Source organism: Streptomyces sp. NPDC088553 (assembly GCF_044752965.1).
Taxonomy (GTDB): Bacteria; Actinomycetota; Actinomycetes; order Streptomycetales; family Streptomycetaceae; genus Streptomyces.
Window position 1 is genome coordinate 308,345 of the sequence record NZ_JBIVMG010000001.1, and the last position, 23,620, is coordinate 331,964.

Sequence of the window (23,620 nt, forward strand, 5' to 3'; positions counted from 1 at the left end):
TCAGGTGAGGAAGGTCTTGAGTTCGTGCACGAGCTTGTTGATGTGGCCGGAGACCACCGGGGTGCCGAGCGCCTTGAACCGCTCCCGGAACCAGGGGTTGACCTCCTGCCGTCCCGAGCTGGTCACCGAGCCGACGGGGATGAACCGCACGCCGGACCGGTGGACCGCCTCGATGCCCTCGAACAGGGGCTGTGAGCGGCCGAACTCGTAGAAGTCGGAGATCCACACCATGACGGTGTTCTTCGGCTCGGCGATCTTGGGTCGGGCCATGGCCATCGCGACGGGTCCGTCGTTGCCGCCGCCGAGGTTGGTGCGCAGGAGCACGTCGAAGGGGTCGTGCACCCAGGGGGTGAGGTCGATCGCGCGGGTGTCGTACGCGATGAGGTGGACGTCCACCTTCGGCAGTCCGGCGAAGATCGAGGCGAGGATGGTGCAGTTGACCATCGAGTCGACCATGGAGCCGGACTGGTCCACGACGACGATGAGCCGCTGCGGTGTGGTCCGGCGCACGGTGTGCCGGTAGTGGAGGCGGTCGACGTAGAGCCGCTCCTCCTCCGGGCTCCAGTTGGTGAGGTTCTTCCAGATGGTGCGGTCGAGGTCGAGGTTGCGGAAGACCCGCTTGGGCGGGACCGAGCGGTCCAGCTCCCCGACGGTGGCCTTCTCCACCTGGGTGCGGAGCACCTGGGCGACCTCGTCGACGTAACGCCGGATGAGGGACTTGGCGTTGGCGAGCGCGACGCCGGACAGGTTTCCCTTGTCGCGCAGGAGCTGCTCGATCAAGGACATGCTGGGGGTGAGCCGGGCGGCGAGTGCGGGATCGGCCAGCACTTCGCGCAGGTGCATCCGGCGGACGAGGTCGGCCTCGACGGCGCCGAGTTCGAGCCCCGCGCCGCCGCCGTCGAAGACGGCCCCGGCGCCCCGGCCGCCGCGCAGCCCGCCGGGCGGGCAGCCTAGCGATCGCTCCAGCCAGCCGGCGTCCGACTGCCAGCGGGCCAGCTGTCCGGCCGAGACCGTCCCCGACCCGGTGGAGAAGACGTTGAGCAGCAGCTTCGACGCGAGTGCGGCGCGCCGCACCTCGGCCGCCCGGTCGCGGGCGCCGTCCGGATCGGGCTCGGGGGTCATCAAGCCGTCGAACTCGTCGGCCAGTTCCGGATGGCGCTGGACGACGGAGTCGACGGACGCGCCCGGGTCGAGCAGCGTGGACGGCAGGCCGATGTCCTCGACGACGGCGAGGCTCGCCGCTTCCAGGGCGGCCTGCTCCTCTGGGTCGAAGAGCCGGGCGAGGAGCCGCCAGTAGAGGACCTGCCGACGGTTGTCGTCGGGGTCGGGGCCGGCCGGCGGGAGGTCCGTGGGCCGGGGGCCGGCCGGCGGAACGTCGGTGGAGAAGGTGTCGGCGTCGGTCATGCGCGCAGCAGCTTCCCGGCTCGTTCGCGCAGGACGGCGACGGAGTCCGTGGCCGCCTTCTCCGCCCTGGCACCCACCTTGTCGGCGGTGCCCCCGGCCCACGCGCCCGCGTGGACGGCGACGGCCTTCTTCCGGACGGTCGTCTCGACGGCCAGCGGCTGGAGGACGAACTCCCCCGCGTCCCACCGGAGCAGCCCCAGGCACGCGCCGGACGCGGCGACCGCCTCCGGGGTGAGCGGACCGGCGGTCGGGACGCGGTCGGTGTCGACGGCCAGCCGGTGTCCGGCGAGCGCGAACGTCAGCCGGCCGTCGCCCTCGTCCTCCACCGCGTACCCCTCCAGGAGGACGGGGACGGCGATCCGCGCGGGGTGGCGGTCCAGGGGCGCGGTCACCGGGTCGGTGGCGGTGGAGAGGACGACCCGGGCCGTGCCGAACGGGTCGACGGGCTCTCCCGTACGCGCCCGCTCGTCGTCCCAGACGAGGTCGCCCTCGTCCGTGACCGGCATGCCGTCGAGCTCCATGGCGCGGCACTCCCCCGCGGCGGCGAGCAGCGACATCCGCGGCCGGAGCAGCTGCCACAGGCCCGCGCCCACGACCGTGTCCGGCTTGGGCGCGGACACGGCCGCCCGGACCAGCCGCGGCTCCGTGCCGTCGGCGGGTTCGAACACCGCGTGGACCTGGGCCTGTACGGCCGTCGCGTGCTCCTGTACGTCCACGCCGAGCGGCAGCAGCCGGCCGGTGGCGGTGGACGGGGCCGGGGTCCGGGCGGCGCCCGGCAGGGTCAGGAGCAGGGCGCGTGTCCACAGGTCGGCCCAGCGGCGGACCGGGACGCGGTCCAGGGTGGCCCCGGGGCAGGAGGCCGCGAGTTCGGCGGCGAAGCCGTCGAGGAGGGTGGCCTGGCGGCGCAGCCGCATGTCCGGCAGCATCGCGGAGACGACGGGCGCGGCGCCGGCGACCAGATCGTGGTCGATGCCCTGCCAGCCCGCGCGTGCGAGGTCGCACAGCCAGGCGCGTGCGGCGGCGAGCACGTTGGCGCCGGGCTCGTCCGGTGCGGCGTCCGGTGCGGCGCCCGGTGCGTCCCGTCCGGCGCGCGGCCGGCCGGTGATGTCCGCGACGCGTTCGGTCAGGGCGTCGTGGACGGAGCCCATGAGGGCGGTGCGGGCGGCGGCGAGCGCCACGAGGTGGTCCTCACCGGCGGCACCGGCGGCGGCCTTGTCGGCCGCCTCGGCGACCGGCGCTGCCAGCGGCGTTCCGGCGACGGCGGTGGCGAGTGCCGCCAGTCCCGCGGCCTGGTCGGGCTGCGGGCGGAGCAGTCCGGGGACGAGTGCCCGGTCGAAGGCGTCGACGGCGGACAGTGCCTCGTCGAGCCCGTCGACGGGGTCGGTGAACAGGTCCGTACGCATCAGGCGACCGTCCTCGTCGGCGGGAACCACTGCATCTCGGGCAGCGGTGCGGTGGTCGGCTCCAGTTCCAGATAGGCGAGGTGCCGCAGGAAGCGGCTGAACACCGGTGCCGCCGCCGAGGTGTCGCCCTGCGAGGGCCGCGTGGCGGTCATCGAGGCGACGAGTTTGTGCGCGTCGGGCTCGGTGCCCGGCGTGTCGCCCGTGTCGGCCTTCAGGTAGCGGGCGACGCGCTCGGCGCCGTACTGCAGGACGGCCTCGCCGACGAGGGCCCGGATGTGGTTGCAGAAGCCGCCCCGAGCGCCGCCGCAGGGGCGGTTGTTGTTCGTGCTGCAGGCGAAGGCGTACGTCCCGGTCGCGATCGAGGACACGTACACGCGTCCTGCGTCGGACCCGCTGGACACGACTCCCTGCAGCCGTCCGTCGGCCAGTTCGACGAACGGCACCTTGGCGAGTTTCCGCGGTCGCGCGGGCGGTACCACCCGCGCCGCGCTCGACAGCTCCCAGACCGGCAACGTACCTCTCCCATGCACGTCAAAGGGGATGTTCTCGCCGTCGCGGCGGAACAGGAACGAACTTAACCCCGGCCACTGACAACGCCCTTGGACCGTGTCCTGAGGACCCCTGGCCGGCGTCCCCGAACCCCTTCCGCGCACAGCGGGACGGCCGGTCGTCTCCGGCCCCTCCGTGACGTGGAGAGGCCGGAGCCGACCGGCCGTCGGGTGTTCCGCCGAGCGGGCGCGCCGCCCGCGGAGGTCGCAGGTGTCCTAGTAGGGCTTCGCCAGGACGTGGGCGGCGCCCGGGATGCCGACCGCGAGGAGGGCGTCCTCCTCGGCGGTCGTCTCCGCGCCCATCTCCTGCTTGAGGACCGCGCGCGACATGGCCTGCACCCACATGGCCCGGGGCCTGCGCCGGGCCTCCCAGGCCTCCAGGGCCGCCGGCACCGTGGTCGCCGTGTCCAGGGACTCGGCCAGGACGAGGGCGTCCTCGACGGCCATGGCCGCGCCCTGTGCGAGGTGCGGGGTGGAGGCGTGGGCCGCGTCACCGGCCAGGACCACCCGGCCCACGTGCCAGGGCTCCTCGACGGTCACCTGGGAGATACGGGAGTAGACCACGGCCGAGGGGTCGGTGACGGCGGCCAGCGCCTCGGCGACGGGGCCGGAGAACAGGGCGAGGCGCTTCGCGAGCTCCTCGTGCGCGTGCTCCGGGTCGGGGCGGAAGTCCTCGGCCTCGGCGAACACGGCACCCAGGTACATCAGTTCGTCCGTGATCGGGGTGAGCAGCGCCTTCGCCTCCTTGCCCGCCGTGGCCATCACCACACCCTGGACGTCGGCGGGGCGGGGCAGGGTGACCCGCCAGTTGGCGAAGCCGGTGTACGCGGGCGCGTACCGGTCGCCGTAGAGCCGGGTACGGAGCGGGGAACCGATCCCGTCGAAGCCGGCCACCAGGTCCCAGCGGCCGGTGGAGCCGTCGGAGAGCGTCACATCGACGCCGGCACCGTCGTCGTCGAGTTCGGTGATCGTCACGCCGAACCGGACTTTCGCGCCGGCGGCGACGGCGGCGTCACCGAGGACCTTGGCGAGCGCGGGCCGGGGTATGCCGTTGGCGGCCGGCACCTCGCCCATGCGCGGCTGCGGGATGCGGGCGAGGGCGTTCCCCGCGGGGTCGGCGATCGTGAGGACCTCCCACTCGAACCCGGCTTCCAGGCACGCGTCGAGGACTCCGATCTCCCGCATGACGTGCAGGGCGTTCGTCGGCTGGATGATGCCCACGCCGAGGGCGTCCAGTTCGTCGCGGATCTCCGCGACCTCCACGGTGTGGCCGCGCCGGGCGAGGTCGGCGGCGAGCGTGAGACCGCCGATGCCTCCGCCGTGGATGAGGACGCGCAGGGATGATGCCATGTCGGATGTCTCCAGAACGTGTCGGGGAGGCGAGGGAAGGTGACGGGGGAACTCGGGGCGCACGGGAGGTGCGGGAGCGGGAGGCGGGTCGGTCAGGCCGGTGCCGGCAGCCCCATCAGGTGATCGACGAGCGAGAGCAGCACGTCCTTGTCGAAGCCGCGCAGCCGGACGTCGCCGATGAGCAGGGGGACCTGCGGGTCGAGGTCGAGCGCGGCCCTGATCTCCTCCGCCGTACGGGTGTTGTGCCCGTCGAAGCAGTTGATGGCGACCACGAACGGGATCCCGCGGCTCTCGAAGAAGTCGATCGACGCGAAGCTCGTGTCGAGCCGGCGGGTGTCGGCGATGACCACTCCGCCGAGCGCGCCGTTGACGAGGTCGTTCCACATGAACCAGAAGCGTTCCTGGCCGGGCGTTCCGAAGAGGTACACGACGATGTCGTCGCTGACCGTGATGCGCCCGAAGTCCAGGGCGACCGTGGTCGTCTCCTTGGCTCCGACGCCGGCCAGGTCGTCCACGCCGACGCTCGCCTTGGTGAGGTACTCCTCGGTGCGCAGCGGGGTGACCTCGCTGACCGCGCCGACCATGGTCGTCTTGCCGACGCCGAAACCGCCGGCGATGAGGATCTTGACTGCGGCGGGGGCCGCCTGAGTGCTGCTCATGGGGTTCAGAGTCTCCGGAGTCCGTCACGGACGGCGGCCAGCAGGCTGCCGTCGGCGCCTCCCGCCGCCCGCGCCACGAGGAGTGGCGCCCGGGCGGTCAGCAGGCCGTGGCCGACGAGGTCGGCCAGCAGGATCTTGGTCACCGACACGGGGAGGTCGAGACCCGCGGCGACCTCGGCGACGGCGGCGGGCCGACGGCAGAGTTCGAGGATCAGCCGGTGTTCCGGCTGGAGGCGGAGGGCCGGGCGGGGTGACCGGCCTTGTTCGTCGGGGGGCTGCTCCACCGTGGTGAGGACGGTGATGAGGGTGAGGTCGTCGCGGTCGGGGGCGGTGCGGCCGCGGGTGATGGTGTACGGGCGCACCATCGTTCCCGAGCCGTCCTCGCCACCCCCGTCGAACTCGGGATCGTGCTCGGAGTCGTACGCGCCGTGTGTCTCACGGTCGCGCCTCCCGTCGTCCTCGCGGACTCCCTCGCCCATGCCCTCGTGACCGTCCCCGTTCTCCCCGCCCGTGCTCACGTGCCCTGCCCGACCCCGGTGCCGTCGGCTTCGAACGGGGCTCGCGCGGGGGTGCCCAGCTTCTGGCCGACCTGCTGGACGAGGTTGTGCATGGCGAGCGACATGACTTCGGCGTCCACCTCCTGCGAGGCGACGACGGCCAGATGGGTGCCCTGGCCGGCCGAGATGACGAAGAGCCAGAGGCCGGACAGTTCCACGATGACCTGGTGCACGTCGCCGCCGTCGAAGAGCCGGCCGACGCCGCGGGCCAGACTCTGCTGGCCGGTGCTGATCGCGGCGAGCCGCTCCGCGTCCGCCCGCTCGATGCTCCGCGAGTGGCTGACGACGAGGCCGTCGTCGGAGAGCAGGACGGCGTGACGGGTCTCGGCCACGGAGTCCACCAGGCCGTCGAGCAGCCAGTCCAGGTCCTTGTGGGTGGCGGTTGTGCGGGTCATGACCGGTCTTCTCCCGTGGGGTGGGTGGGTGCGGTGGGCTCGGGGGCCGCCGGCCCTTCCGCGGTCGTACGGGCAGCGCGTGACCGGCGCTGGAACGCGCCGATGGTCGCGCCCGCGCGGCGCTGGGCGGGCGCGGAGGTGGTGGGGCCGGGGGCCGGGCCCGCAGCGGGTGCGGGCGCCGGGGCCGGTGCGACGCGGAGCTCCTCCACGAGGCTGGCCTGGCGGACCCGGCGGGGCAGGGGCGATTCCGTGTCCTGCGCCGGGGAGGCCGCCGTATCGGCCAGTGCCCTCCCCCGTACGCGCGTGGGCAGGGCGCCGTCCCCCGCCGCCGCACGCGGGGCGGGCAGCGGCCGGGGGCTGACGGGCGCCGGGGCGGATCCCGCGGCGGGAAGGGTCGCGGCCGCGGACACGGCGTCGGGCGCAGACGACGCGGATGACGCGGATACGGGGACAGGGACGGGGGCGACGGCCGGCGCGGGGCCGGCCTTCGACTGCGGCTCCGTGTCGAGTCCCTCGACCACGAGGTCCTGAGGGACGAGGACGACGACGCGGGTGCCTCCGTACGCCGAGGTCCGGAACTCGATCCGCAGCCCGTACTGCTGGGCGAGCTGCGCGACGACGTGCAGTCCGAGCCGGATGTCCTCGGCGTGGGCGAGGAGGTCCATCCGGGGCGGGTGGATCATCAGGTCGTTGACCTCGGCGAGTTGCTCCGCCTCCATGCCCAGGCCGCGGTCCTCGATCTCGATGGCCAGGCCGTGGCCCACCTGGGAAGCGCGGATCTCGACGGGGCTGGGCGGGCGGGAGAAGACGAGGGCGTTCTCGGTCAGTTCGGCGAGGACGTGGGCGACCGGGCCGACGGCGCGGGCCGCGATCCAGGGGCTGTCGTCGAGGTCGATCACGACGCGCCGGTAGTCCTGGACCTCGCCCTGGGCGGAGCGCATGACGTCGAGCAGCGGGACGGGCTTGCGCCAGCGCCGGTGCGGGGCGCCGCCGGCGAGGATCACCAGGTTCTCCTCGTACCGGCGCAGGCGGGCGGTGAGGTGGTCGAGGTCGAAGAGTCCGTCGAGGATCTCGGGGTCCTCGTGCCGGCGCTCCAGCTCGTCCAGCTTCTTGAGCTGCTGGCCGATCAGTTGCTGCGTCCGGCGGGCGATGCGCTGGAGGAGCCGTTCGAAGCCGCGGTGCTGGTCGGCCTGGCGGACGGCGGCCTGGAGCGCGCTGGTGCGGGCGAGGTTGAGGGCCTCGCCGAGCCGGGTGAGTTCGTCGGACGCCCGGTCGCCCTCGTCCTGCCGGATGGCTCGCGCCTCGGTCTCGACGTCGATGCGTTCGCCCTTGCCGAGCCGTTCGACGACCTCGGGCAGGGCCTTCTCCAGGGCTTCGGCCTGCTCCTGGAGCCGGCCGATGCGAAGGCGCAGGGTGCGGGTGAGGCGCCAGGTGGTCCAGATGACGGCGATGACGGCGAGGAGGCCGATGACCGTGGTGAGCGCCATGCGGGTGAGGAGGGAGAGGACGCTGGCCTTGCCCTCTTCGACGACGAGCGCGGTCCGGTGCTGGAGGAGCGCCTCCAGCCGGGGCGTGAGCGTGTCCATCGCGTCGCGCCAGCGCTCCTCCCCGGCGGCGCCTCCGGTGGGCAGGATGACCGCGCCGCCGGGGGCCGGTGGGGCCGGGCGCAGCACCTCGGTCTCGATCTCGGTCTTGGTCTTCCAGGCCGGGCTCTCGACGATCGCGGTCCACATGGCCCGCTCCTCGGCCGGCAGGAGCGGTACGACGTGGGTGGTGGCGAGGAAGGTCTGGGCGGAGGAGGCTTCCCGGAACGCCCTGACCTCCGCGGGGCTCAGCTCGCCGTCGTGCCGGCCGCGGGCGAGGAGGGCGTCCGCGCGGGAGGTCATCTCCTTGATCCAGAAGAGGTCGACGAGGGGCTGCGAGAGTGTGGTGATCCGGCCGTTGTCGACGCGGCTGAGCGCGGCGAAGAGTTCGAGGTCGACGGCGATCAGGTCGGTGTAGTAGTCGTACACGGCCTGCTGCTGGTCGTCGTCGCCTCCGTCCACGAGGGAACGCTGTACGGGCAGCCGGCCGATCGCGTCGCGGGCACCGGCGACGGCGTTCAGGACCTCGTCGGGGGCTTCGTCCTCGGTCACGTCCGACAGCTCCCGGAACCGCTCGACCGCCTTGTCGGTCTTCACCCGCTGACCGGCCAGCGCGTCGGGGGCGCCGGCGCGGCCGGCGAGGACCTCGGCGCTGAGCCGTCGCTCCTCCTGGAGGTTGAAGTACACGAGGTTGGACGGCTGTCCCGCCTTCTCGGCCAACAGCCCCTGGCCCGCCTGGCGCTGGAAGTCGAGGAACGTCTGGCCACTGGTGACGCCCCAGAGGGCGACCAGGGCGACGCCGGGGACGAACGCGAGGATGAGCAGGGCTGTTCCCAGCGACATGGACGATGTCGTACGGGTCCGCCGTGACGGGCGCGTGCGCAGGGCATGCTCCTTGGAGAGAAGCAGTCTGACGACTACTCGGATGCTCGGACGCTTGGTGCTCTGGATGCTTTGGTTGGTTTGGTGCAGTCCAACGCGCGCATCTTAATCACGCAGTGATCACACATGGTCGCCGGGTCTACACAAGTGATCACAACTCCACGCACACCGATCGGCGACCGGAGCGCGGTGATCCACAAGGGCGCGACGAAACCCCTCGACACCCCGATGTCGATCAGGTTGGCTGGTCGGCATGCCAGAGCTGCGTACCGAACGTCTCGTGCTCCGCTCGTGGAGGGAATCCGACCGCGAACCATGGGCCGCGATGAACGCCGACCCCGAAGTCCGGGAGCACCTGGGTGAACCGCTCACGCGGGAGGAGAGCGACGCCGTGCTGTCCGCCATGCGAACCGACTTCCAGGAACGAGGCTTCGGGTGGTGGGCGCTCGAAGCGCGCGAGACCGGTGAGTTCATCGGCCGCGCCGGCCTGGACGTGGTGGGTCCGGACATGCCGTTCGCGGGGGTGGACGTCGGATGGCGGCTGACCCGTTCGGCGTGGGGACACGGTTACGCCACCGAGGCGGCCCTGGCCTGCCTGGCCTTCGGTTTCGAGACGCTCCGGCTGCCGGAGGTGATCGCGACGACGACGGTGAGGAACCTTCGCTCCCAAGCCGTGATGCGCCGGATCGGCATGACCCGGGACCCGGCGGACGACTTCGAGGACCCGAGCGTGCCCGAGGGGCCGCTGCGCCCGTGTGTGCTGTACCGGATCTCCCGCACGGACGCGCGCGGCGCTCGCTGATTCCAGCGGGTGCCTGGTGCGCCGTCCAGGAGGTCGAGCGCGGCGCGGGCGTCGGCGTCGCCCGCGCGGGCGGGGCCGCTGAGCCAGTCGGCCACGGCCGCGAGGTCGGGTCCGATCGGCTGCTCTTCGGCGGCCGGCGCTTCCGGCGAACCCGTGCCCTGGGGAGCGGAGGCCGAGGTCGCGGACGCGGCGGCGCCGGTGTCGACGGAGCGCAGCCGGCGTTCCGCCTCCGCCATGCGGCCGGTGCGCGCCGGGGCCTCTACGAGGTTGAGCCGCGCCGCCGGGTGACCTGCCTCGGCCGCACGGCGCCACAGTGGCTCCGCCGCGTCCGCTCGGGGTTCAGGATGCGCCGCAGGCGGACGAGGGCCAGGGTGCCGCCGACGCCGAACGGGCCCTTCGGTGTGCGTCCGGCCGCGACATCCGCCTGTCGACCCGGACGCGCGAGGCACTCGGCGAGGCGATCGCCGCGGCTCGCGGTGGGTGAACCGCGGCCCTCCTCGCAGCCACGTCCTGCGTACCCGACGCCGTCCTCCGGTGGGACGTCACCGAGATCTGGACGAGGATGGCCGCATGGTGAAGGGTGTCGTGGTCGACGCGGTGAACGCCGTGCTGGCGAATCTGTGCCGTGAGTTCCGGGAACTGAACAGCGGGCACCTCGCCACGTACATTCCGCCTCTGGCGCGGGCGGATCCGGCGGACTTCGGCATCGCGCTGGCGAGTGCGTCCGGGCACCGCTACCAGGCGGGCGAGGCGGACAAACTCTTCACGATCCAGTCGGTGTCCAAACCGTTCGTCCTCGCGCTCGCGCTGAGCGAACTCGGCGCGGCCGAGGTCTTCCGCCGCGTGGGGGCCGAACCGAGTGGCGAGCCGTTCAACGCGATCAGTCTGGATCCGGAGACGGGCCGACCGGCGAACCCCATGATCAACGCAGGGGCCATCGCGACCACCGCCCTGGTGCCGGCCGCGGGCGTGGAGCAGCGCTTCTCGCGCATCCTGGAGACGCTGAGCGGCTTCGCCGGGCGGGCCCTGGACGTCGATGAGGAGGTCTACCGCGCCGAAGCAGCCACGGGCGACCGGAACATCGCCCTCGCGCACCTGATGCGCGCGGCAGGATCCCTCACGGGTGACCCGTCAGGAGCGCTCGACGTCTACTTCCGGCAGTGCGCGATCCGGGTCCATGCCGTCGACCTGGCGGTGATGGCCGCGACGCTCGCGAACGGCGGGGTCAATCCCGTCACCGGCGCGAGGGTCGTCCCGGAGCCGGTGACCGTGCAGGTCCTGGCCGTCATGGCGACATGCGGGATGTACGACGGTTCGGGCGACTGGCTGCTCCGCGTGGGGCTGCCGGCGAAGAGCGGCGTCTCCGGGGGCCTGGTGGCCGTCAGTCCGGGGCGATCCGGGATGGGCTGCTACAGCCCCCTCTTGGACGCCGCCGGAAACCCCGTCCGCGCGGTCGCTGCGCTGACCGTGATGTCGCAGGAGCTCGGGCTCCATCTGATGCACAACCCTCCGCCCGGCACGCCGACGATCATCGAGCCCGGCCCGGGCGAAGGACCCGGCGGGGCCGCGTGGTCACGGGCCGGAGGCGACACGGCGGCCGGCGATCGGCCCGCCTGGGTCTCGGCGCAGGGTGAACTCGACTTCACCGCCGCCGAACGGCTGGCCTACGCCCTGGCGGAGCGCCTGCCCGAGGCCGGCCACGGACGCGCCGTCATCGACCTCGTGCACGTCACGGCCGTCGACGCGGCCGCGGAGACCCTGATCCGCGCGGTCCTGGAACGCGTCACGGCCGGGGGCCACCTCGTGGGCCTCGTGGGCGAGGCCGCAGTGCCCTTCAGTACCCAAGGGGTCCTGCTCGCCTCACGATCCGCCGCGGCCGCGTGGTCGCGGCCGCCTTCGTGAGCAGGGCCTCGGGCCGATCAGGCCGCCCCGTGCTTCTTGAAGGAGGTGTCGTCCGTGGCCAGGGCCCAGATCACGACGATCGAGATGGCCATCGAGAAGAGCGCCCACCACGTGTGATACGGCAGGAACAGGAACTGGGCGACGGTGTTCAGGCCGGCCAGCGTGATGCCGCCCATCCGTCCCCACTCGGAGCCCATGAGGATTCCGGTGCCGGCGAGGCCGACGAGGATGCCGAGGACGACGTGGGTCCAGCCCCAGCTGGTCAGGTTGAACTCGAAGACGTAGTCGCCGACGGCGGCGTAGACGTCGTCCTTGGCGATGGCGGCGATGCCCTGGAGGATGTCGAGGATACCGATGACCGCCATGAGGACACCGGCGAACAGGGTTCCGCCTGCGGCGCCTCTGGTGCTCGCGTCGGGGCCGGGCGGGCGGGGTGCGGTGTTCTGGCTCATGGGGTCATCGTCCGGCCGTCGCTCCGGGAGCGATCGTTCAACTACTCCGTACGGGTGAACGGGGCGTGCGGACGCGCGGACGCTCTCGGTGGTGGGCCGACGCCCGCGCACCTCGTACGCCGGACCGGCGACGGAACGTCTGCCGGGCCCTGGCTGCTGCGCCAGGGCCCGGCAGGTCGGTCACCGCCTCGGTGGCGGCACCGTCAGTTGACGGTCCACCGCTGGAGCGACGTACCGGTGTCGGGCTGCTGGGTGACGGGGGCTCCGTCGGCGGCGGAGGCGGTGGTCAGGAGCAGCCCGCTCGCCGCTGAGGCGACGGTATAGGTGCCGGCGGACTGGCGGACGACGTTCCAGCGCTGGTTGGCACCCTTGGTGCAGGTCCACTGGATGACGCGCGCCCCCGCGCCGGTCGAGCCGCCCTCGACGTCGGCGCACAGCCCGGACTCGCTGTTCTTGAGCTCGTAGGTCCCGTCGGTCTGCTGGGTGAGGCTCCACTTCTGGTTGAGGCCGCCGGTCGGCGCCCAGGTGATGAGCCGGGTGCCGGCGGTGGTGCTGTGGTCGGGGTTGTCGAGTGCCTTGCCCGCGGCGGTGAGGGTGTGGACGCCGTCGAGGGAGGCCGTCACGGTCCAGGTGAACGTGGTCGTGCCGGTGGCGCTGCCGGAGGACGCGGTGACGGTGACCGTCGACGTGCCCGCCGTGGTGGGGGTGCCGGTGATCAGTCCTCCGGCGCTGATGCCGAGACCGGCGGGAAGGCCGGTGGCGGTGAAGGTCAAGGGCTTGCCGGCGGAGTCGGCGGCTTCGATCTGGAGGGACACGGGCTTGTTCAGGGTGGTGGCGCGGTTGCCGGGATGGGTGACCGTGACCGTCTCGGGGACCTGCGTGGTCGGGGTCAGTGTGAGGGCCTGCTCTCCCGCCGTCCGGGTGCCGCCGACCGCGTTGCCCGTGGTGTTGCTCCAGCTGCGGGTGGGCGTGGTCTCGGCGAAGCGGCCGGAGTCGGCGGAGAGGCCGATGACGAGGCCGCTGTAGCGGTTGACGATCTTGTACGTGCCGGTGGCGGTGCCGTCGGTGGGCGAGGTGCCCCGGAGGACGAACCACTGCTGTCCGACGGTGGGGCCGCCGGTCGGGGCGGCCGTGACGGTGGGCTTGGTGCCCCAGGCCCGCGTGGCGGTGGAGGTGGTGCCGACGCCGAGGAGCTGTCCGGAGGCGGAGTTGGCGATGCGGTACGAGCCGTCCCCGTTCGGGGTGAAGATCCACGACTCGAGGCCGGAACCGGTGGCGGCGGCGAGCGAGGTGGTGGCCGAACCGCCGGAGACCTGGGCCAGGACGCGGCCGCCGGCGCTGGAGACGCGGTACGCCTTGGTCGTGTCGACGGGGGCAGCGGGCTCGGTGGTGCCGATCGTCAGGTTGACGTACTCGCTGCCGGCGCCGCTGGAACAGCCGAAGGAGCAGTACGAGCGGAAGTTCTTGCCGACGATCCCGGAGCTGGTCTTGTTGCCGCTGTCGAGGAACCAGCGGTACCAGGACGCGTTCTTGTAGCTGCCGGTGTCCCCGAGGCGGAACCACTTCTGGGTGGCCAGGTTGTCGGTGGCATAGATCTCCTGGGAGGCGTTGCCGCTCTGGTCGACCGCCTGGGGCTGGCCGATGTACAGGCCGAGATGGGCGTTGTACGTGATGTCCATGACGAACAACGGCGACGTCGGGGGCGTCAGTCCGGCGGCCACCTGCTGGCTCACGGTGCCGCTGCTGGCCGGGTCGTACTCCTTCGACGGCGGGGTGTAGCCGGTCGTGCTGCCGGCGCCGACCGGGACCATGGTGCTCTCGCGGCCTCCGACGCCGGGCTCGGACCAGGCGCCGTCGTACCACTTCTGCCAGGAGCCGGGCGCCATCTTCGACGCGATCGGAGCCCGGGCGACGTGCCCGTAGAACGCGGCCCAGCCACCGCCCTTGTTCACGATCCGGGAGCCGTAGAAGGCGTAGAAGTAGCCGGACGCCGTGTCGACGAACAGGCGCTGGTCACCGGTGCCGTAGTGGTAGGTCTGCTGCGGGAAGGCTGCGGTGTCGCCGCGCTCGGTGCTGTAGTGCGAGGTGATGACGTGGTCCTTGATGGTCCACGTACGTCCCTGGTCCTTGGAGACGGCGTAGTCGATGCCGTCGTAGTGGACGCCGTCGCCGAAGGGCTGCGGGGTGAACTCGTTGTGCACGAGTCCGTACCAGTCGCCGGTGTCCGGGTCGACCCAGACACCGGCGAGGTCGCAGTAGTTGCGGTGCGCGTACGAACCGGTGGACGGCGCCTGGGTGGACTCCACGCCCGTCGGGCTGTTGTTGCAGCGCCAGGTGGTGTCGTTGTTGCGGTCGCTGGAGTTGGCCGGGTTCACCGCGTCGCTGAGGGCGCCGGACCGGGTGGCGGTGTCGAAGTCCGTTCCGGTGTAGAAGGTCCACTTGCGGGGGTCGCTCGCGCCGTACAGCGCGTGCGCCTGCTGGAAGTAGAAGGTGCCGTCCTTGTCGATGTACGTGCCGGCGGGGGTGTCGTCGGGGTGGGTCCACGAGCCCTTGGCACCGACGGTGACGGTGTAGGTGGCGGCGCTGGGTGCGGCGGCCGCCGTGGCCGCCGCCGACGCCATGGGCGTCGCCAGCGTGCTGCCGCCGGTGACGACCAGCGCGGCGGCGACGAGCGCCGCGGCCAGTCTGCTACGAGGAGTGCGCATGGTTCTCCCTGATCGGAGGAGCCGCGAGGGCGAGGGTGAGGGCTCGGGGTGCACGGCATGCGGCCGAGCGGCACTCAGACTCCTCGCACCTGCGTCACGGCTCATAGGGACGAATCGCCGAGGCGCTTGGACTTTCCGTCGGGACGCCGAGTCGTCGCCTCGCGCGTCGCCGAGCATCCCCCGCGGCACCGCGCATCCCTGCGCGCCGCTCTCTGCCCCGAGCGGGTCCGCCCCGCACGTACCGGTGGAGCGGGTCCGCCGACCGGCCCTGGCCGGGGCGTGCCGCGGGCCCGTACGGCTCCCGCTCTGCTAGGCAGGCAGATGCCCCGACCGGGTCTCCCGGCCCGGGCCCAGGGCCGGGGCGGGCGCGAGCTCGCCGCCGACAGCTCACCGCACCCAGGGAGATCCGCACGTGCCCACCCGCACCCGTGGCCGCCGCCCACGCATCGCACTGTCCGCCGCCGCCTTCACCGCCGCCGTGCTCGGCGCGACGCTGCTCCAGCCCGCGCAGGCCGCCGACGGCCACCCGACGCGGCACGACCCGCACCTGCAGCGGCAGCTCGACCGGCTCGTCGCCCAGGCGGACGGGCCGCCCGGGGTGATCGCCCTGCTCACGAGGGGCGACCGGACGCAGGTGTACACCGCGGGAGTCGGCGACATCACCACCGGCCGCCCGCCGCGCCCCGACGACCACATGCGGATCGCCAGCGCCGCCAAGGCGTTCAGCGGCGCCGTCGCCCTCCGGCTCGTCGATCAGGGCCGACTCTCCCTCGACGACACCATCGCCGACCTGCTTCCCGGCCAGCCCGCGGCCTGGGGCGCGGTGACGCTGCGCCAGCTCCTGGCGCACACCAGCGGCCTGCCCGACTACTCCGCCGCCCCCGAGTTCGTGGCCATCCTGACCGCCGACCCCCACCACGTCTTCGACCCGCGCCGGCTCCTCGACTTCGTCGCCGACAAGCCGTTGCTCTTCAGTCCCGGCTCGTTGTACGAGTACTCCAACTCCGACAACATCGCGGTGGCGCTCATGGCGGAGGCGGCGACCGGCCGCTCCTACGAGGACCTCCTCGAAGAGCTCGTGTACCGGCCCCTCGGCCTGCCCCGCACCAGCCTCCCGCTGGGCTACCGGCTCCCGCGGCCCTTCATCCACGGCTACGCCGTCGCCCCGCCGGCCGCGCCCGAGGACGTGAGCGAGGCCTTCGGCGCCTCCGGAGCCTGGGCCTCGGGCGGAATCGTCTCCACCCCCCGGGAGCTGGGCAGGTTCATCCGCGCCTACGCCGGACCCACGCTGCTCTCGCAGCAGACCCGTACGGCGCAACTCGCGTTCCGCCCCGGCGACTCCTCCGAGCCCCCGGGGCCCGGCACGAACGCCGCCGGGCTGGCGATCTTCCAGTACACCACCCGGTGCGGCGTGCTCTACGGCCACACCGGGAACACCGCCGGCTACACCCAACTCATGGCCGCCACCCCGGACGGCACCCGCTCCCTGACCTTCTCCATCAACACCCAGACCAGCCCTCGCATCAAGCCCGCCCTGCTGGCCCGGCTGCGCACCGTCCAGGAGGACTTCGCCTGCGCCCTCCTCAAGAACGGGTGAGGCGACCGGCGGCCGCGGCGGGGAGTGCGGTCAGGGCGGGGCCGTCTCCGGCCCGCCCTGCGACTGCGCCACCGCGGCGGCCGCCGTCATCCGGCTCCGACACATGAACCGCTGCGCGACCCAGCAGTAGACCCCTGACCACGGCACCGGGCACCGGCCGGCTTCGCGCGTTCCGACGCAGCCTCGCAGGGCCAGCGCATTCTCAAGGACAACGCCTCCTTCCAACAGCAGCATGCAATCCGCGTTTGCGTTTATAGCGCGCCTGCAATTATTGTGGCAGCACGTAAACAGCTTGATCAAGCAAACACGGAAGGATGGAGCCATGCCGCTCGCACTCCTCGCCCTGGCAGTCGGGGCATTCGGCATCGGCACGACCGAGTTCGTCGTCATGGGGCTGCTGCCCGAGATCGCCGGCGACTACGGCGTCTCGATCCCCACCGCCGGCCTGCTCGTCACCGGCTACGCGCTCGGCGTCGTCGTCGGCGCGCCCCTGCTGACCGTCCTCGGCAACAAGGTGAGCCGCAAGCGGATGCTCATGCTGCTCATGGGACTGTTCGTGGCCGGAAACATACTCTCCGCGATCGCGCCGAGCTTCGGACTGATGGTGACCGGCCGCGTGATCGCCTCGCTCGCCCACGGCTCGTTCTTCGGCATCGGGTCCGTCGTCGCCGCCGACCTCGTCGCCCCGGACAAGAAGGCCGGCGCCATCGCCACCATGTTCACCGGCCTCACCGTCGCCAACATCGTGGGCGTGCCGCTCGGCACCCTCATCGGGCAGGCGGTCGGCTGGCGCACCACCTTCGCGATCGTCGCCGCCCTCGGAGTGATCGGCCTGCTCGGCATCGCCAAGCTCGTCCCCGCCATGCCCCGTCCCGAGGGCACCCACCTGCGCCGGGAGCTGAAGGCGTTCCGCAACCCCCAGGTGCTGCTCGCGATGGCGATGACCGTGCTCGGCTTCGGCGGTGTCTTCGCCGCGATCACCTACATCGCACCGATGATGACCGAGGTCGCCGGCTACTCCGACGGCGCGGTCACCTGGCTGCTCGTCCTCTTCGGCGTCGGGATGTTCCTCGGCAACCTGCTCGGCGGCCGGTACGCCGACCGCGCGCTGATGCCCCTGCTGTACGCCGCCCTCGGCGGGCTCGTGATCGTCCTCGCCCTCTTCACCGCGGTCGCCCACGACAAGGTCCTCGCCGCGATCGCCATCTTCCTCGTCGGAGCGCTCGGCTTCGCCACCGTCCCGCCGCTGCAGAAGCGCGTCCTCGACCAGGCGCACGGCGCACCGACCCTGGCCTCCGCCGTCAACATCGGAGCCTTCAACCTCGGCAACGCGCTCGCCGCCTGGCTGGGCGGTCTCGTGATCGCCGCCGGCCTCGGCTACACCGCACCGAACTGGGTCGGCGCCGTCCTCGCCGGAGCCGCTCTCGGCCTCGCCCTCTGGTCGGCCGCGCTGGAGCGCCGGGCCCCCGCGAGCACCGAAGCCGCCGGCACCGAGGCCGTCGCCCGCATCCCTGTACACCACTGACCCCCTTCCCCGCCGCACACCACCCCAGGAGAATCGCCATGACCACCACCACCACCGCCGTCGTCCCGCTGACCACCCAGGACGCCGAGATCCTGCTCACCGCCGCCCGTCGCGCCGCCGAGGCCGCCGGGGTCACCGTCAGCGTCACCGTCCTCGACGCCGGCGGCCACCTCCTCGCCTTCCGCCGCGACGACCGCGCCGTACTGATCTCCGGCGAGACGAGCACCCGCAAGGCCTACACCGCCCTGCAGCTCGACGCCCCCACCGCCGACCTCGTCGACCTGGTCAAGCCGGACGGCCCCTTCCACTCCCTGACGACGGCCCTGGACCGCCCGCTCCTCTTCATCGCCGGCGGCGTCCCCGTCCACCGCGACGGCACCCTCATCGGCGCCATCGGTGTGGGCGGCGGCGCGCCCGAGCAGGACCACTCCTTCGCGGTCACGGCCACCGCGGCCCTCGCCTGATCCGTACCGGCGAGAAGCCCGCAACTCTCTCCGCGGGGACACCAGCGGAGAGACCCGCAGAGAGCCCGCTGAGAATCCGCAGCGCATCCGCAGAGAAAGCAGCTCACTCATGTCCCACCTCCCCACCGTCACGCTCAACAACGGCGTGGAGATCCCGCAGCTCGGCTTCGGTGTCTTCCAGGTCCCGGACGACGAGACGACCGCCGCCGTCGGCCACGCCCTCCGGGCCGGCTACCGCTCCTTGGACACAGCCGCCATCTACGGCAACGAGGCCGGCGTCGGACGGGCGCTCGCCGACTCCGGCATCGCCCGCGACGAGCTCTTCGTGACCACCAAGCTCTGGAACGCCGACCAGGGGTACGACTCCACCCTGCGGGCCTTCGACGACAGCCTCGCCAGGCTGGGCCTCGACCACGTGGACCTGTACCTGATCCACTGGCCGGCCCCGGCGCGTGATCTGTACGTCGACACCTGGCGCGCGATCGAGAAGCTGGTCGCCGACGGACGGGTCCGCGCGGCCGGAGTCTCCAACTTCCAGCCCGCGCACCTGAAGCGGCTGCTCGACAGCGGCGGCCTCGTGCCGGCCGTCAACCAGATCGAGCTCCACCCGGCGCTCCAGCAGCGGGAACTCCGCGAGCTGCACGCCGCCCACTCCATCGCCACCGAGGCGTGGAGCCCTCTCGCCCAGGGCGCCCTCCTCGCCGAGCCGGCCATCGTGGACATCGCCGCCCGGCACGGCAAGTCCCCCGCCCAGGTGGTGCTGCGCTGGCACCTCCAGCTCGGGAACGTCGTGATCCCGAAGTCCGTCACCCCCGCTCGTATCCGCGAGAACATCGACGTCTTCGACTTCGCCCTCTCCGCCGAGGAGATGACCGCGCTCGGCGCCCTCGACCGCGGACTGCGCACCGGGCCGGACCCCGACACCCTCGGCTGAGCCCGTACCGGGGCCGGATCTCCGTACGCCGTGCGCCCCGCTCCTACCCGGACACCGGGAAGGCAGCCTGGAAGGCGAGCCGGTGATCGGCGCCGTCTCCGATGCGTCCGAGGAGGTCGTCGAGTGCGAGGTACTCCTCCCAGCGCTCTCTGCCCGACGCCCGCGTCAGCCGCGTGAGGACCAGGTCTTCGAGCTCCGGGACGCGCTTGTTCTTCCAGACCTTGTCGGCCGTGCTCACCAGCAGGTCGTCGAGCGTCACGTCGGGAGCCGTCCAGGAGGCGTGGGTCCCGGCGAAGCGGGCCAGGTCCGGGCTGAACCCGTGGGCAAGGAGGAGTTCCCGCCCTGCCTCCTCGTGCGCCGAGCCGGGCCCGGACAGCTCGGCGACGTGGACGGTCTTGCCGATGTCGTGCGTGGCCGCTCCGAAGAGAACGGCCGCGCGGTTCACGTCGAGGCCCGGACGGTGCCGCTCCAGCCAGTCGACCAGGTGGACCGCCACGTCGTGAACCGCCCGCAGGTGGGCGGCCAACCGCGGCGGCGCGGCGAGGGACTGGAGGAGCTCCGCCACCGGGGGCGGGAGCGGCCGAAGGGGTGGATCGGCCGGCGTGTGCAGGGCCCGGAGGAGACTGTCTGACGGTGTCACCGGATCAGGCTACTGACGCACCGGCACCACCGCACCGCCACCAACCGCCGAGAACAGGAAGCGACTTCATGACCGACAAGCTGACCGTGGGTGTCCTGGGCACCGGGATCATGGGCGCCGCGATGGCCCGCAGCCTCCTCCGGGCCGGACTCGGCGTCCGGGTCTGGAACCGTACCCGAGCCAAGGCCGAGCCCCTCGCCGCGGACGGCGCGTACGTCGCCGGCACCCCCGACGAGGCCGTACGGGGCGCGGACGTCGTGCTCACCGTGCTCCACGACGGTCCCGCCGTGCTCCGGACCATGCGGGAGGCCGCGCCCGGGCTGCGGCCGGGCACCGCCTGGGTGCAGTCCACGACCGCGGGGATCGAGGAGGTGGGCGAGCTGGCCGGCCTCGCGCGCGAGCACGGGCTGGTCTTCTTCGACGCGCCCGTCCTCGGAACGCGCGCGCCTGCCGAGGCAGGGCAGTTGGTCGTCCTGGCCGCGGGGCCGAGCGAGGGCCGGCAGGCCGTCGCGCCCGTCCTGGCGGCCGTCGGCTCCCGCACCGTGTGGACCGGCGAGGACGGTGGGGACGCCGCGGCCACGCGCCTGAAGCTCGTGGCCAACAGCTGGGTCCTCGCCGCCACCAACGCGACCGGCGAGGTCCTGGCCCTGTCCAAGGCCCTCGGTGTGGATCCCCGGAGCTTCTTCGACGTCATCGCGGGCGGGCCCCTCGACATGGGCTATCTGCACGCCAAGGCCGCGCTCGTCCTGGAGGACCGGCTGTCGCCCGCCAGCTTCGCGGTGACCACGGCCGAGAAGGACGCCCGGCTGATCGTCGATGCCGGACTCCGGCACGGCGTACGCCTCGACGTGGCCGCGGCCGGCGCCGAACGCTTCGCCCGCGCCGCCGCGCAGGGCCACGGCGAGGAGGACATGGCCGCCGCCTACTTCGCCAGCTTCGAGGAGGAGGGGCAGGAGGGACAGGAGGGGTAGGGGTCGGCGTGGGTGGAGCCGTTCCCCGTGCGGGGGCGAGGGCCGCGGCCCGCGCCCCTATGCCCGGACCGTGCGCAGCGCGCCGTCCGTACGGAGGTCGGCGAGCGTCGGGTAGCCGTCGACGGCCATGATCAGGTCGGCCTCGGCGAGGAGGGCGCGGAGGACGTGCACGATGCCGTCGGTGCCGCCGAGGGCGAGTCCGTACGCGTACGGGCGCCCGACCCCCACCGCCGTGGCGCCGAGGGCGAGCGCCTTGATGACGTCGGCGCCGCTGCGGACCCCCGAGTCGAAGAGCACGGGGAGTCCGTCGGCGGCGGCGACCACCTCCGGCAGGGCGTCCAGGGCGGGCAGACCCCCGTTGGCCTGGCGGCCGCCGTGGTTGGAGCAGTAGATGCCGTCCACGCCGCCGTCCCTCGCGCGGCGGACGTCCTCGGGGTGGCAGATGCCCTTGAGGACGATCGGCAGGTCGGTGAGCGAGCGGAGCCACGCCAGGTCGTCCCAGACGAGCGGCTTGCCGAAGACGCCCACCCACTCCAGGACGGCGGCGCGCGGGTCCTCCTCCGGGCTCTTGGCCAGGCGGGCGCGGAAGACCGGGTCGGAGGTGTAGTTCGCGAGTGCGTGTCCGCGCAGCTGGGGGAAGTTGCCGGTGGCGAGGTCACGGGGCCGCCAGCCGGTGATCCAGGTGTCGAGCGTGACGACGATGCCCTTGAATCCGGCGGCCTCGGCACGGCGTACGAGGCTCTCCGCGAGGTCGCGGTCGGTGGGCGTGTACAGCTGGAAGAAGCCCGGTGTGTCGCCGAACTCGGCGGTGACGTCCTCCATCGGGTCGACGGTGAGCGTGGAGGCGATCATCGGCACGCCGGTACGGGCGGCGGCGCGGGCGGTCGCCAGGTCGCCGTGCCCGTCCTGGGCACAGAGGCCGATCACGCCGACCGGCGCCATGAACAGCGGGGACGGCAGTTTCAGCCCGAACAGGTCGACGGACAGGTCGCGCTGGGCCGCGCCGACCATCATGCGCGGCACGAGCCCCCAGCCGCGGAAGGCCGTGACGTTGGCCTCCTGGGTGGACTCGTCACCCGCGCCGCCCGCCACGTACGACCACAGCGAGGGCGGGAGCGCGGCCCGCGCCCTCGACTCCAGTTCGGCGAAGGTCATCGGCTGGGTGGGCAGGACGCCGAAGAGCCCGTCGAAGTAGATCTCGTGCTGGTAGTCGCCGTAGTGCTGGGGCATGGGGTGACGTGTCCCTTCCGGTTCCTGTCGACGCGCTCGGGGCGCCCCGCCGCGGTGGCCACCATCGTGCCCGCCCCGTGCGCCCGTGACCATGGAACGGCGGCCGGGAATGTACGGGAGCGGGGGGGGGCGGGAGCGGGGGCCGGCCGATCGTCAGGAGCGCGACGCGGTCCTGCACCCGCCGCCGGGGCTTCCCGTCCCACCGAAAATCGACGTGCTGCGGTCGTACGGGTCGACGGTCTCGCCCTCGGCCGAACCGCTGTCCGCCCCCCGGGTGCCGAACTCCGGGGTGAAGTAGCCGGTGTGGGTGTCGCAGCCGCCGTTGGTCATGTCGACCTTGTACGAGACGAGGGAGAGGGTTCCCGCCTTGGTGATGATCTTCGAGGGGTCGTCCCAGTTCACCACGACCTCGCGCCGTGCGATCGTGCGTACGACCTCGTCGCCGCCGGCCCCGGCCCGTACCACCGGGTAGACGTAGGTGACGTCGGTGGTCACCTGAAGGGCGCCGCGATCGCCCTCCCGGAACGTCATCCGGCCCCGGGTCTTGACGACGTCGCCGGCCAGGCGCGCGTACGACGTGTCGAAGCGGCTGAAGAGGAGGAGCGGGTCGTTCTCCTCCGTCGGCGTGCCGAACGCGACGGCCAGGTAGTCCTTGACGTCCTTCTGGTGCGGGTTGATCAGGGCGATCGCCTCGGCGGGACGCTCGCCGCGCAGCACGGCCGGGTCCAGGCTGGTCGCGACGAGGAAGTCGCGCGTCTGCCGGAGTGCCTTCTCCACCTGTTCCTTGCTCATCCACCCGGTCGCCCGTGCGGCGGGGACGGTGATCCCGGCCGCGCCGTCCGCCCAGCGCACGGCGGGCGAGCCCCTGAACGGCTCGGCGAGCGTGGGACGTTCGGCCGGCTCCACGGGCGGCGCGTCGGTCGGACGTGCCGACTCCTGGGCGAGCGGAGGTCCGGACGCCCCGTCCCCGCCTGACGCGCCGATCATGTTCCACGGGTCGAACGCCGCGACCAGCAGCGCCACGGCGGCGAGCAGCCCGACCAGGTACCAGCCCTTCGTGCGCCGGGCGGGGGCGGCGGGCGTGTACGCGCGCCAACCGTCGTTGCCCGCAGGCTGGTCGCGCAGCCGCTCCGTCACGACCCGCGCCCGCGCGGACGGCTCCTTGGGCGCGTCCGCGACACCTTCCACGGAATCCCGCAGGAACTGCTCCCAAACGTCGTCCGGTACGGACGAATCGCCCCGGTCCCCACCCGATGTCACACGCGCTCCTCGCATCGCACACGCCCGATCGGGCGGCCCACCCCCGGGGCAGTCGCATGATCCCATGGCGGACTTCGGGGTGTCGCGGCAGCTCAGGGGCCCACGGGACCCGGCCGTGCGCGCGCACGGCGGCGCGGGCGATGCCGGCTGAAGCCTGCCCGGCGGATCAGGAGCGGCCCCGGCCACGATCCTCGCCCCCCGCCTCCGCGGATCCCTCGGCCCCGTGGACTTCGGCGACCGCCAGCAGTGTGCGTACCGCGCGCACCGCCTCAACCAGGTCGGGGGTCGTGCGGACGGCGGAGGCCAGGGAGTTGCTCATGGGCCGAGCCCAGGCGCGGGCCTGCTCCCTTCGCCTGT

21 protein-coding genes are annotated in these 23,620 nt (G+C 72.8%); 7 read left to right on the forward strand and 14 right to left on the reverse strand.

What is annotated here, in order from left to right:
- The 8 genes from ACIP8Z_RS01425 to ACIP8Z_RS01460 form a co-directional block, all read right to left on the reverse strand.
- Window positions 1-1,404 carry a VWA domain-containing protein gene (locus ACIP8Z_RS01425; protein ID WP_402077270.1) on the reverse strand — a complete coding sequence of 468 codons (1,404 nt, stop codon included), beginning with the start codon at window positions 1,402-1,404 and terminating at the stop codon, window positions 1-3.
- The gene (locus ACIP8Z_RS01430) at window positions 1,401-2,807 is read right to left on the reverse strand and encodes a hypothetical protein (RefSeq protein WP_402077273.1); all 1,407 of its coding nucleotides are present in this window, start codon (window positions 2,805-2,807) and stop codon (window positions 1,401-1,403) included. The genes ACIP8Z_RS01425 and ACIP8Z_RS01430 overlap by 4 nt, the downstream gene beginning before the upstream one ends.
- Window positions 2,807-3,319 carry a hypothetical protein gene (locus ACIP8Z_RS01435; RefSeq protein ID WP_402077276.1) on the reverse strand — a complete coding sequence of 171 codons (513 nt, stop codon included), beginning with the start codon at window positions 3,317-3,319 and terminating at the stop codon, window positions 2,807-2,809. Before ACIP8Z_RS01435 ends, ACIP8Z_RS01430 begins: the two co-directional genes overlap by 1 nt.
- Window positions 3,320-3,571: 252 nt before the next feature.
- Entirely contained in the window at window positions 3,572-4,705 is a 1,134-nt protein-coding gene (locus ACIP8Z_RS01440) for an FAD-dependent monooxygenase (RefSeq protein WP_402077278.1), read from the reverse strand.
- A gap of 92 nt (window positions 4,706-4,797) precedes the next feature.
- A complete protein-coding gene (locus ACIP8Z_RS01445) occupies window positions 4,798-5,364 on the reverse strand; it encodes a GTP-binding protein (protein WP_402077281.1) in 567 nt (188 codons plus the stop codon).
- Window positions 5,365-5,369: 5 nt separating this feature from the next.
- Complete coding sequence (locus ACIP8Z_RS01450; RefSeq protein ID WP_402078855.1) at window positions 5,370-5,729, reverse strand: DUF742 domain-containing protein; 360 nt, start codon at window positions 5,727-5,729, stop codon at window positions 5,370-5,372.
- A 149-nt stretch (window positions 5,730-5,878) separates the two neighbouring features.
- On the reverse strand, window positions 5,879-6,316 hold the full coding sequence (locus tag ACIP8Z_RS01455; protein ID WP_402077284.1) for a roadblock/LC7 domain-containing protein: 438 nt from the start codon (window positions 6,314-6,316) through the stop codon (window positions 5,879-5,881).
- Window positions 6,313-8,742: a nitrate- and nitrite sensing domain-containing protein gene (locus tag ACIP8Z_RS01460; protein WP_402077287.1), complete on the reverse strand. Its 2,430-nt coding sequence runs from the start codon at window positions 8,740-8,742 to the stop codon at window positions 6,313-6,315. The genes ACIP8Z_RS01455 and ACIP8Z_RS01460 overlap by 4 nt, the downstream gene beginning before the upstream one ends.
- A 292-nt stretch (window positions 8,743-9,034) precedes the next feature.
- On the opposite strand from ACIP8Z_RS01460, the gene ACIP8Z_RS01465 reads away from it, so the two are divergent.
- Both ACIP8Z_RS01465 and glsA read left to right on the forward strand, forming a co-directional pair.
- Window positions 9,035-9,583, forward strand: coding sequence for a GNAT family N-acetyltransferase (locus ACIP8Z_RS01465; RefSeq protein WP_402077290.1), 549 nt, complete (start codon window positions 9,035-9,037; stop codon window positions 9,581-9,583).
- A gap of 570 nt (window positions 9,584-10,153) precedes the next feature.
- The gene (gene glsA / locus ACIP8Z_RS01470; protein WP_402077292.1) at window positions 10,154-11,485 is read left to right on the forward strand and encodes a glutaminase A; all 1,332 of its coding nucleotides are present in this window, start codon (window positions 10,154-10,156) and stop codon (window positions 11,483-11,485) included.
- 17 nt (window positions 11,486-11,502) lie between these two features.
- On the opposite strand, the gene ACIP8Z_RS01475 is transcribed toward glsA, so the two are convergent.
- Together ACIP8Z_RS01475 and ACIP8Z_RS01480 are read right to left on the reverse strand one after the other, a co-directional pair.
- Window positions 11,503-11,937 (reverse strand): hypothetical protein, encoded by a 435-nt coding sequence (locus ACIP8Z_RS01475; RefSeq protein ID WP_402077295.1) that lies wholly within the window; start codon window positions 11,935-11,937, stop codon window positions 11,503-11,505.
- Window positions 11,938-12,140: 203 nt separating this feature from the next.
- Window positions 12,141-14,642, reverse strand: coding sequence for an RICIN domain-containing protein (locus tag ACIP8Z_RS01480; protein WP_402077298.1), 2,502 nt, complete (start codon window positions 14,640-14,642; stop codon window positions 12,141-12,143).
- 412 nt (window positions 14,643-15,054) lie between these two features.
- On the opposite strand from ACIP8Z_RS01480, the gene ACIP8Z_RS01485 reads away from it, so the two are divergent.
- The 4 genes from ACIP8Z_RS01485 (at window position 15,055) to ACIP8Z_RS01500 (ending at window position 19,162) form a co-directional block, all read left to right on the forward strand.
- Window positions 15,055-16,239 (forward strand): serine hydrolase domain-containing protein, encoded by a 1,185-nt coding sequence (locus ACIP8Z_RS01485; RefSeq protein ID WP_402077300.1) that lies wholly within the window; start codon window positions 15,055-15,057, stop codon window positions 16,237-16,239.
- A gap of 322 nt (window positions 16,240-16,561) precedes the next feature.
- Window positions 16,562-17,764 (forward strand): MFS transporter, encoded by a 1,203-nt coding sequence (locus ACIP8Z_RS01490; protein WP_402077303.1) that lies wholly within the window; start codon window positions 16,562-16,564, stop codon window positions 17,762-17,764.
- A 38-nt stretch (window positions 17,765-17,802) separates the two neighbouring features.
- The gene (locus tag ACIP8Z_RS01495) at window positions 17,803-18,228 is read left to right on the forward strand and encodes a heme-binding protein (protein ID WP_402077306.1); all 426 of its coding nucleotides are present in this window, start codon (window positions 17,803-17,805) and stop codon (window positions 18,226-18,228) included.
- A 109-nt stretch (window positions 18,229-18,337) separates the two neighbouring features.
- Window positions 18,338-19,162, forward strand: coding sequence for an aldo/keto reductase (locus ACIP8Z_RS01500; protein WP_402077309.1), 825 nt, complete (start codon window positions 18,338-18,340; stop codon window positions 19,160-19,162).
- Window positions 19,163-19,205: 43 nt separating this feature from the next.
- On the opposite strand, the gene ACIP8Z_RS01505 is transcribed toward ACIP8Z_RS01500, so the two are convergent.
- Complete coding sequence (locus ACIP8Z_RS01505) at window positions 19,206-19,802, reverse strand: HD domain-containing protein (protein ID WP_402077312.1); 597 nt, start codon at window positions 19,800-19,802, stop codon at window positions 19,206-19,208.
- 68 nt (window positions 19,803-19,870) lie between these two features.
- Between ACIP8Z_RS01505 and ACIP8Z_RS01510 the strand changes: the two genes are divergently transcribed.
- Window positions 19,871-20,773 (forward strand): NAD(P)-dependent oxidoreductase, encoded by a 903-nt coding sequence (locus ACIP8Z_RS01510; protein WP_402077315.1) that lies wholly within the window; start codon window positions 19,871-19,873, stop codon window positions 20,771-20,773.
- Window positions 20,774-20,830: 57 nt separating this feature from the next.
- On the opposite strand, the gene ACIP8Z_RS01515 is transcribed toward ACIP8Z_RS01510, so the two are convergent.
- The 3 genes from ACIP8Z_RS01515 to ACIP8Z_RS01525 form a co-directional block, all read right to left on the reverse strand.
- On the reverse strand, window positions 20,831-22,003 hold the full coding sequence (locus ACIP8Z_RS01515) for an alpha-hydroxy-acid oxidizing protein (protein ID WP_402077318.1): 1,173 nt from the start codon (window positions 22,001-22,003) through the stop codon (window positions 20,831-20,833).
- A gap of 153 nt (window positions 22,004-22,156) precedes the next feature.
- Window positions 22,157-23,278 carry a hypothetical protein gene (locus ACIP8Z_RS01520; RefSeq protein WP_402077320.1) on the reverse strand — a complete coding sequence of 374 codons (1,122 nt, stop codon included), beginning with the start codon at window positions 23,276-23,278 and terminating at the stop codon, window positions 22,157-22,159.
- A gap of 151 nt (window positions 23,279-23,429) precedes the next feature.
- Window positions 23,430-23,582 (reverse strand): hypothetical protein, encoded by a 153-nt coding sequence (locus ACIP8Z_RS01525; RefSeq protein ID WP_402077323.1) that lies wholly within the window; start codon window positions 23,580-23,582, stop codon window positions 23,430-23,432.
- Between the last annotated feature and the right edge of the window lie 38 nt (window positions 23,583-23,620).

Bases quoted from the DNA above. Each gene is read 5' to 3' on its own strand.
- ACIP8Z_RS01490 (WP_402077303.1), top strand. From the start codon at position 16,562: ATGCCGCTCGCACTCCTCGCCCTGGCAGTCGGGGCATTCGGCATCGGC.
- ACIP8Z_RS01445 (WP_402077281.1), bottom strand. From the start codon at position 5,364: ATGAGCAGCACTCAGGCGGCCCCCGCCGCAGTCAAGATCCTCATCGCC.
- ACIP8Z_RS01495 (WP_402077306.1), top strand. From the start codon at position 17,803: ATGACCACCACCACCACCGCCGTCGTCCCGCTGACCACCCAGGACGCC.
- ACIP8Z_RS01520 (WP_402077320.1), bottom strand. From the start codon at position 23,278: ATGCGAGGAGCGCGTGTGACATCGGGTGGGGACCGGGGCGATTCGTCC.
- ACIP8Z_RS01525 (WP_402077323.1), bottom strand. From the start codon at position 23,582: ATGAGCAACTCCCTGGCCTCCGCCGTCCGCACGACCCCCGACCTGGTT.
- ACIP8Z_RS01515 (WP_402077318.1), bottom strand. From the start codon at position 22,003: ATGCCCCAGCACTACGGCGACTACCAGCACGAGATCTACTTCGACGGG.
- ACIP8Z_RS01475 (WP_402077295.1), bottom strand. From the start codon at position 11,937: ATGAGCCAGAACACCGCACCCCGCCCGCCCGGCCCCGACGCGAGCACC.
- glsA (WP_402077292.1), top strand. From the start codon at position 10,154: ATGGTGAAGGGTGTCGTGGTCGACGCGGTGAACGCCGTGCTGGCGAAT.
- ACIP8Z_RS01480 (WP_402077298.1), bottom strand. From the start codon at position 14,642: ATGCGCACTCCTCGTAGCAGACTGGCCGCGGCGCTCGTCGCCGCCGCG.
- ACIP8Z_RS01440 (WP_402077278.1), bottom strand. From the start codon at position 4,705: ATGGCATCATCCCTGCGCGTCCTCATCCACGGCGGAGGCATCGGCGGT.
- ACIP8Z_RS01425 (WP_402077270.1), bottom strand. From the start codon at position 1,404: ATGACCGACGCCGACACCTTCTCCACCGACGTTCCGCCGGCCGGCCCC.
- ACIP8Z_RS01510 (WP_402077315.1), top strand. From the start codon at position 19,871: ATGACCGACAAGCTGACCGTGGGTGTCCTGGGCACCGGGATCATGGGC.
- ACIP8Z_RS01500 (WP_402077309.1), top strand. From the start codon at position 18,338: ATGTCCCACCTCCCCACCGTCACGCTCAACAACGGCGTGGAGATCCCG.
- ACIP8Z_RS01430 (WP_402077273.1), bottom strand. From the start codon at position 2,807: ATGCGTACGGACCTGTTCACCGACCCCGTCGACGGGCTCGACGAGGCA.
- ACIP8Z_RS01465 (WP_402077290.1), top strand. From the start codon at position 9,035: ATGCCAGAGCTGCGTACCGAACGTCTCGTGCTCCGCTCGTGGAGGGAA.
- ACIP8Z_RS01450 (WP_402078855.1), bottom strand. From the start codon at position 5,729: ATGGTGCGCCCGTACACCATCACCCGCGGCCGCACCGCCCCCGACCGC.
- ACIP8Z_RS01460 (WP_402077287.1), bottom strand. From the start codon at position 8,742: ATGTCGCTGGGAACAGCCCTGCTCATCCTCGCGTTCGTCCCCGGCGTC.
- ACIP8Z_RS01455 (WP_402077284.1), bottom strand. From the start codon at position 6,316: ATGACCCGCACAACCGCCACCCACAAGGACCTGGACTGGCTGCTCGAC.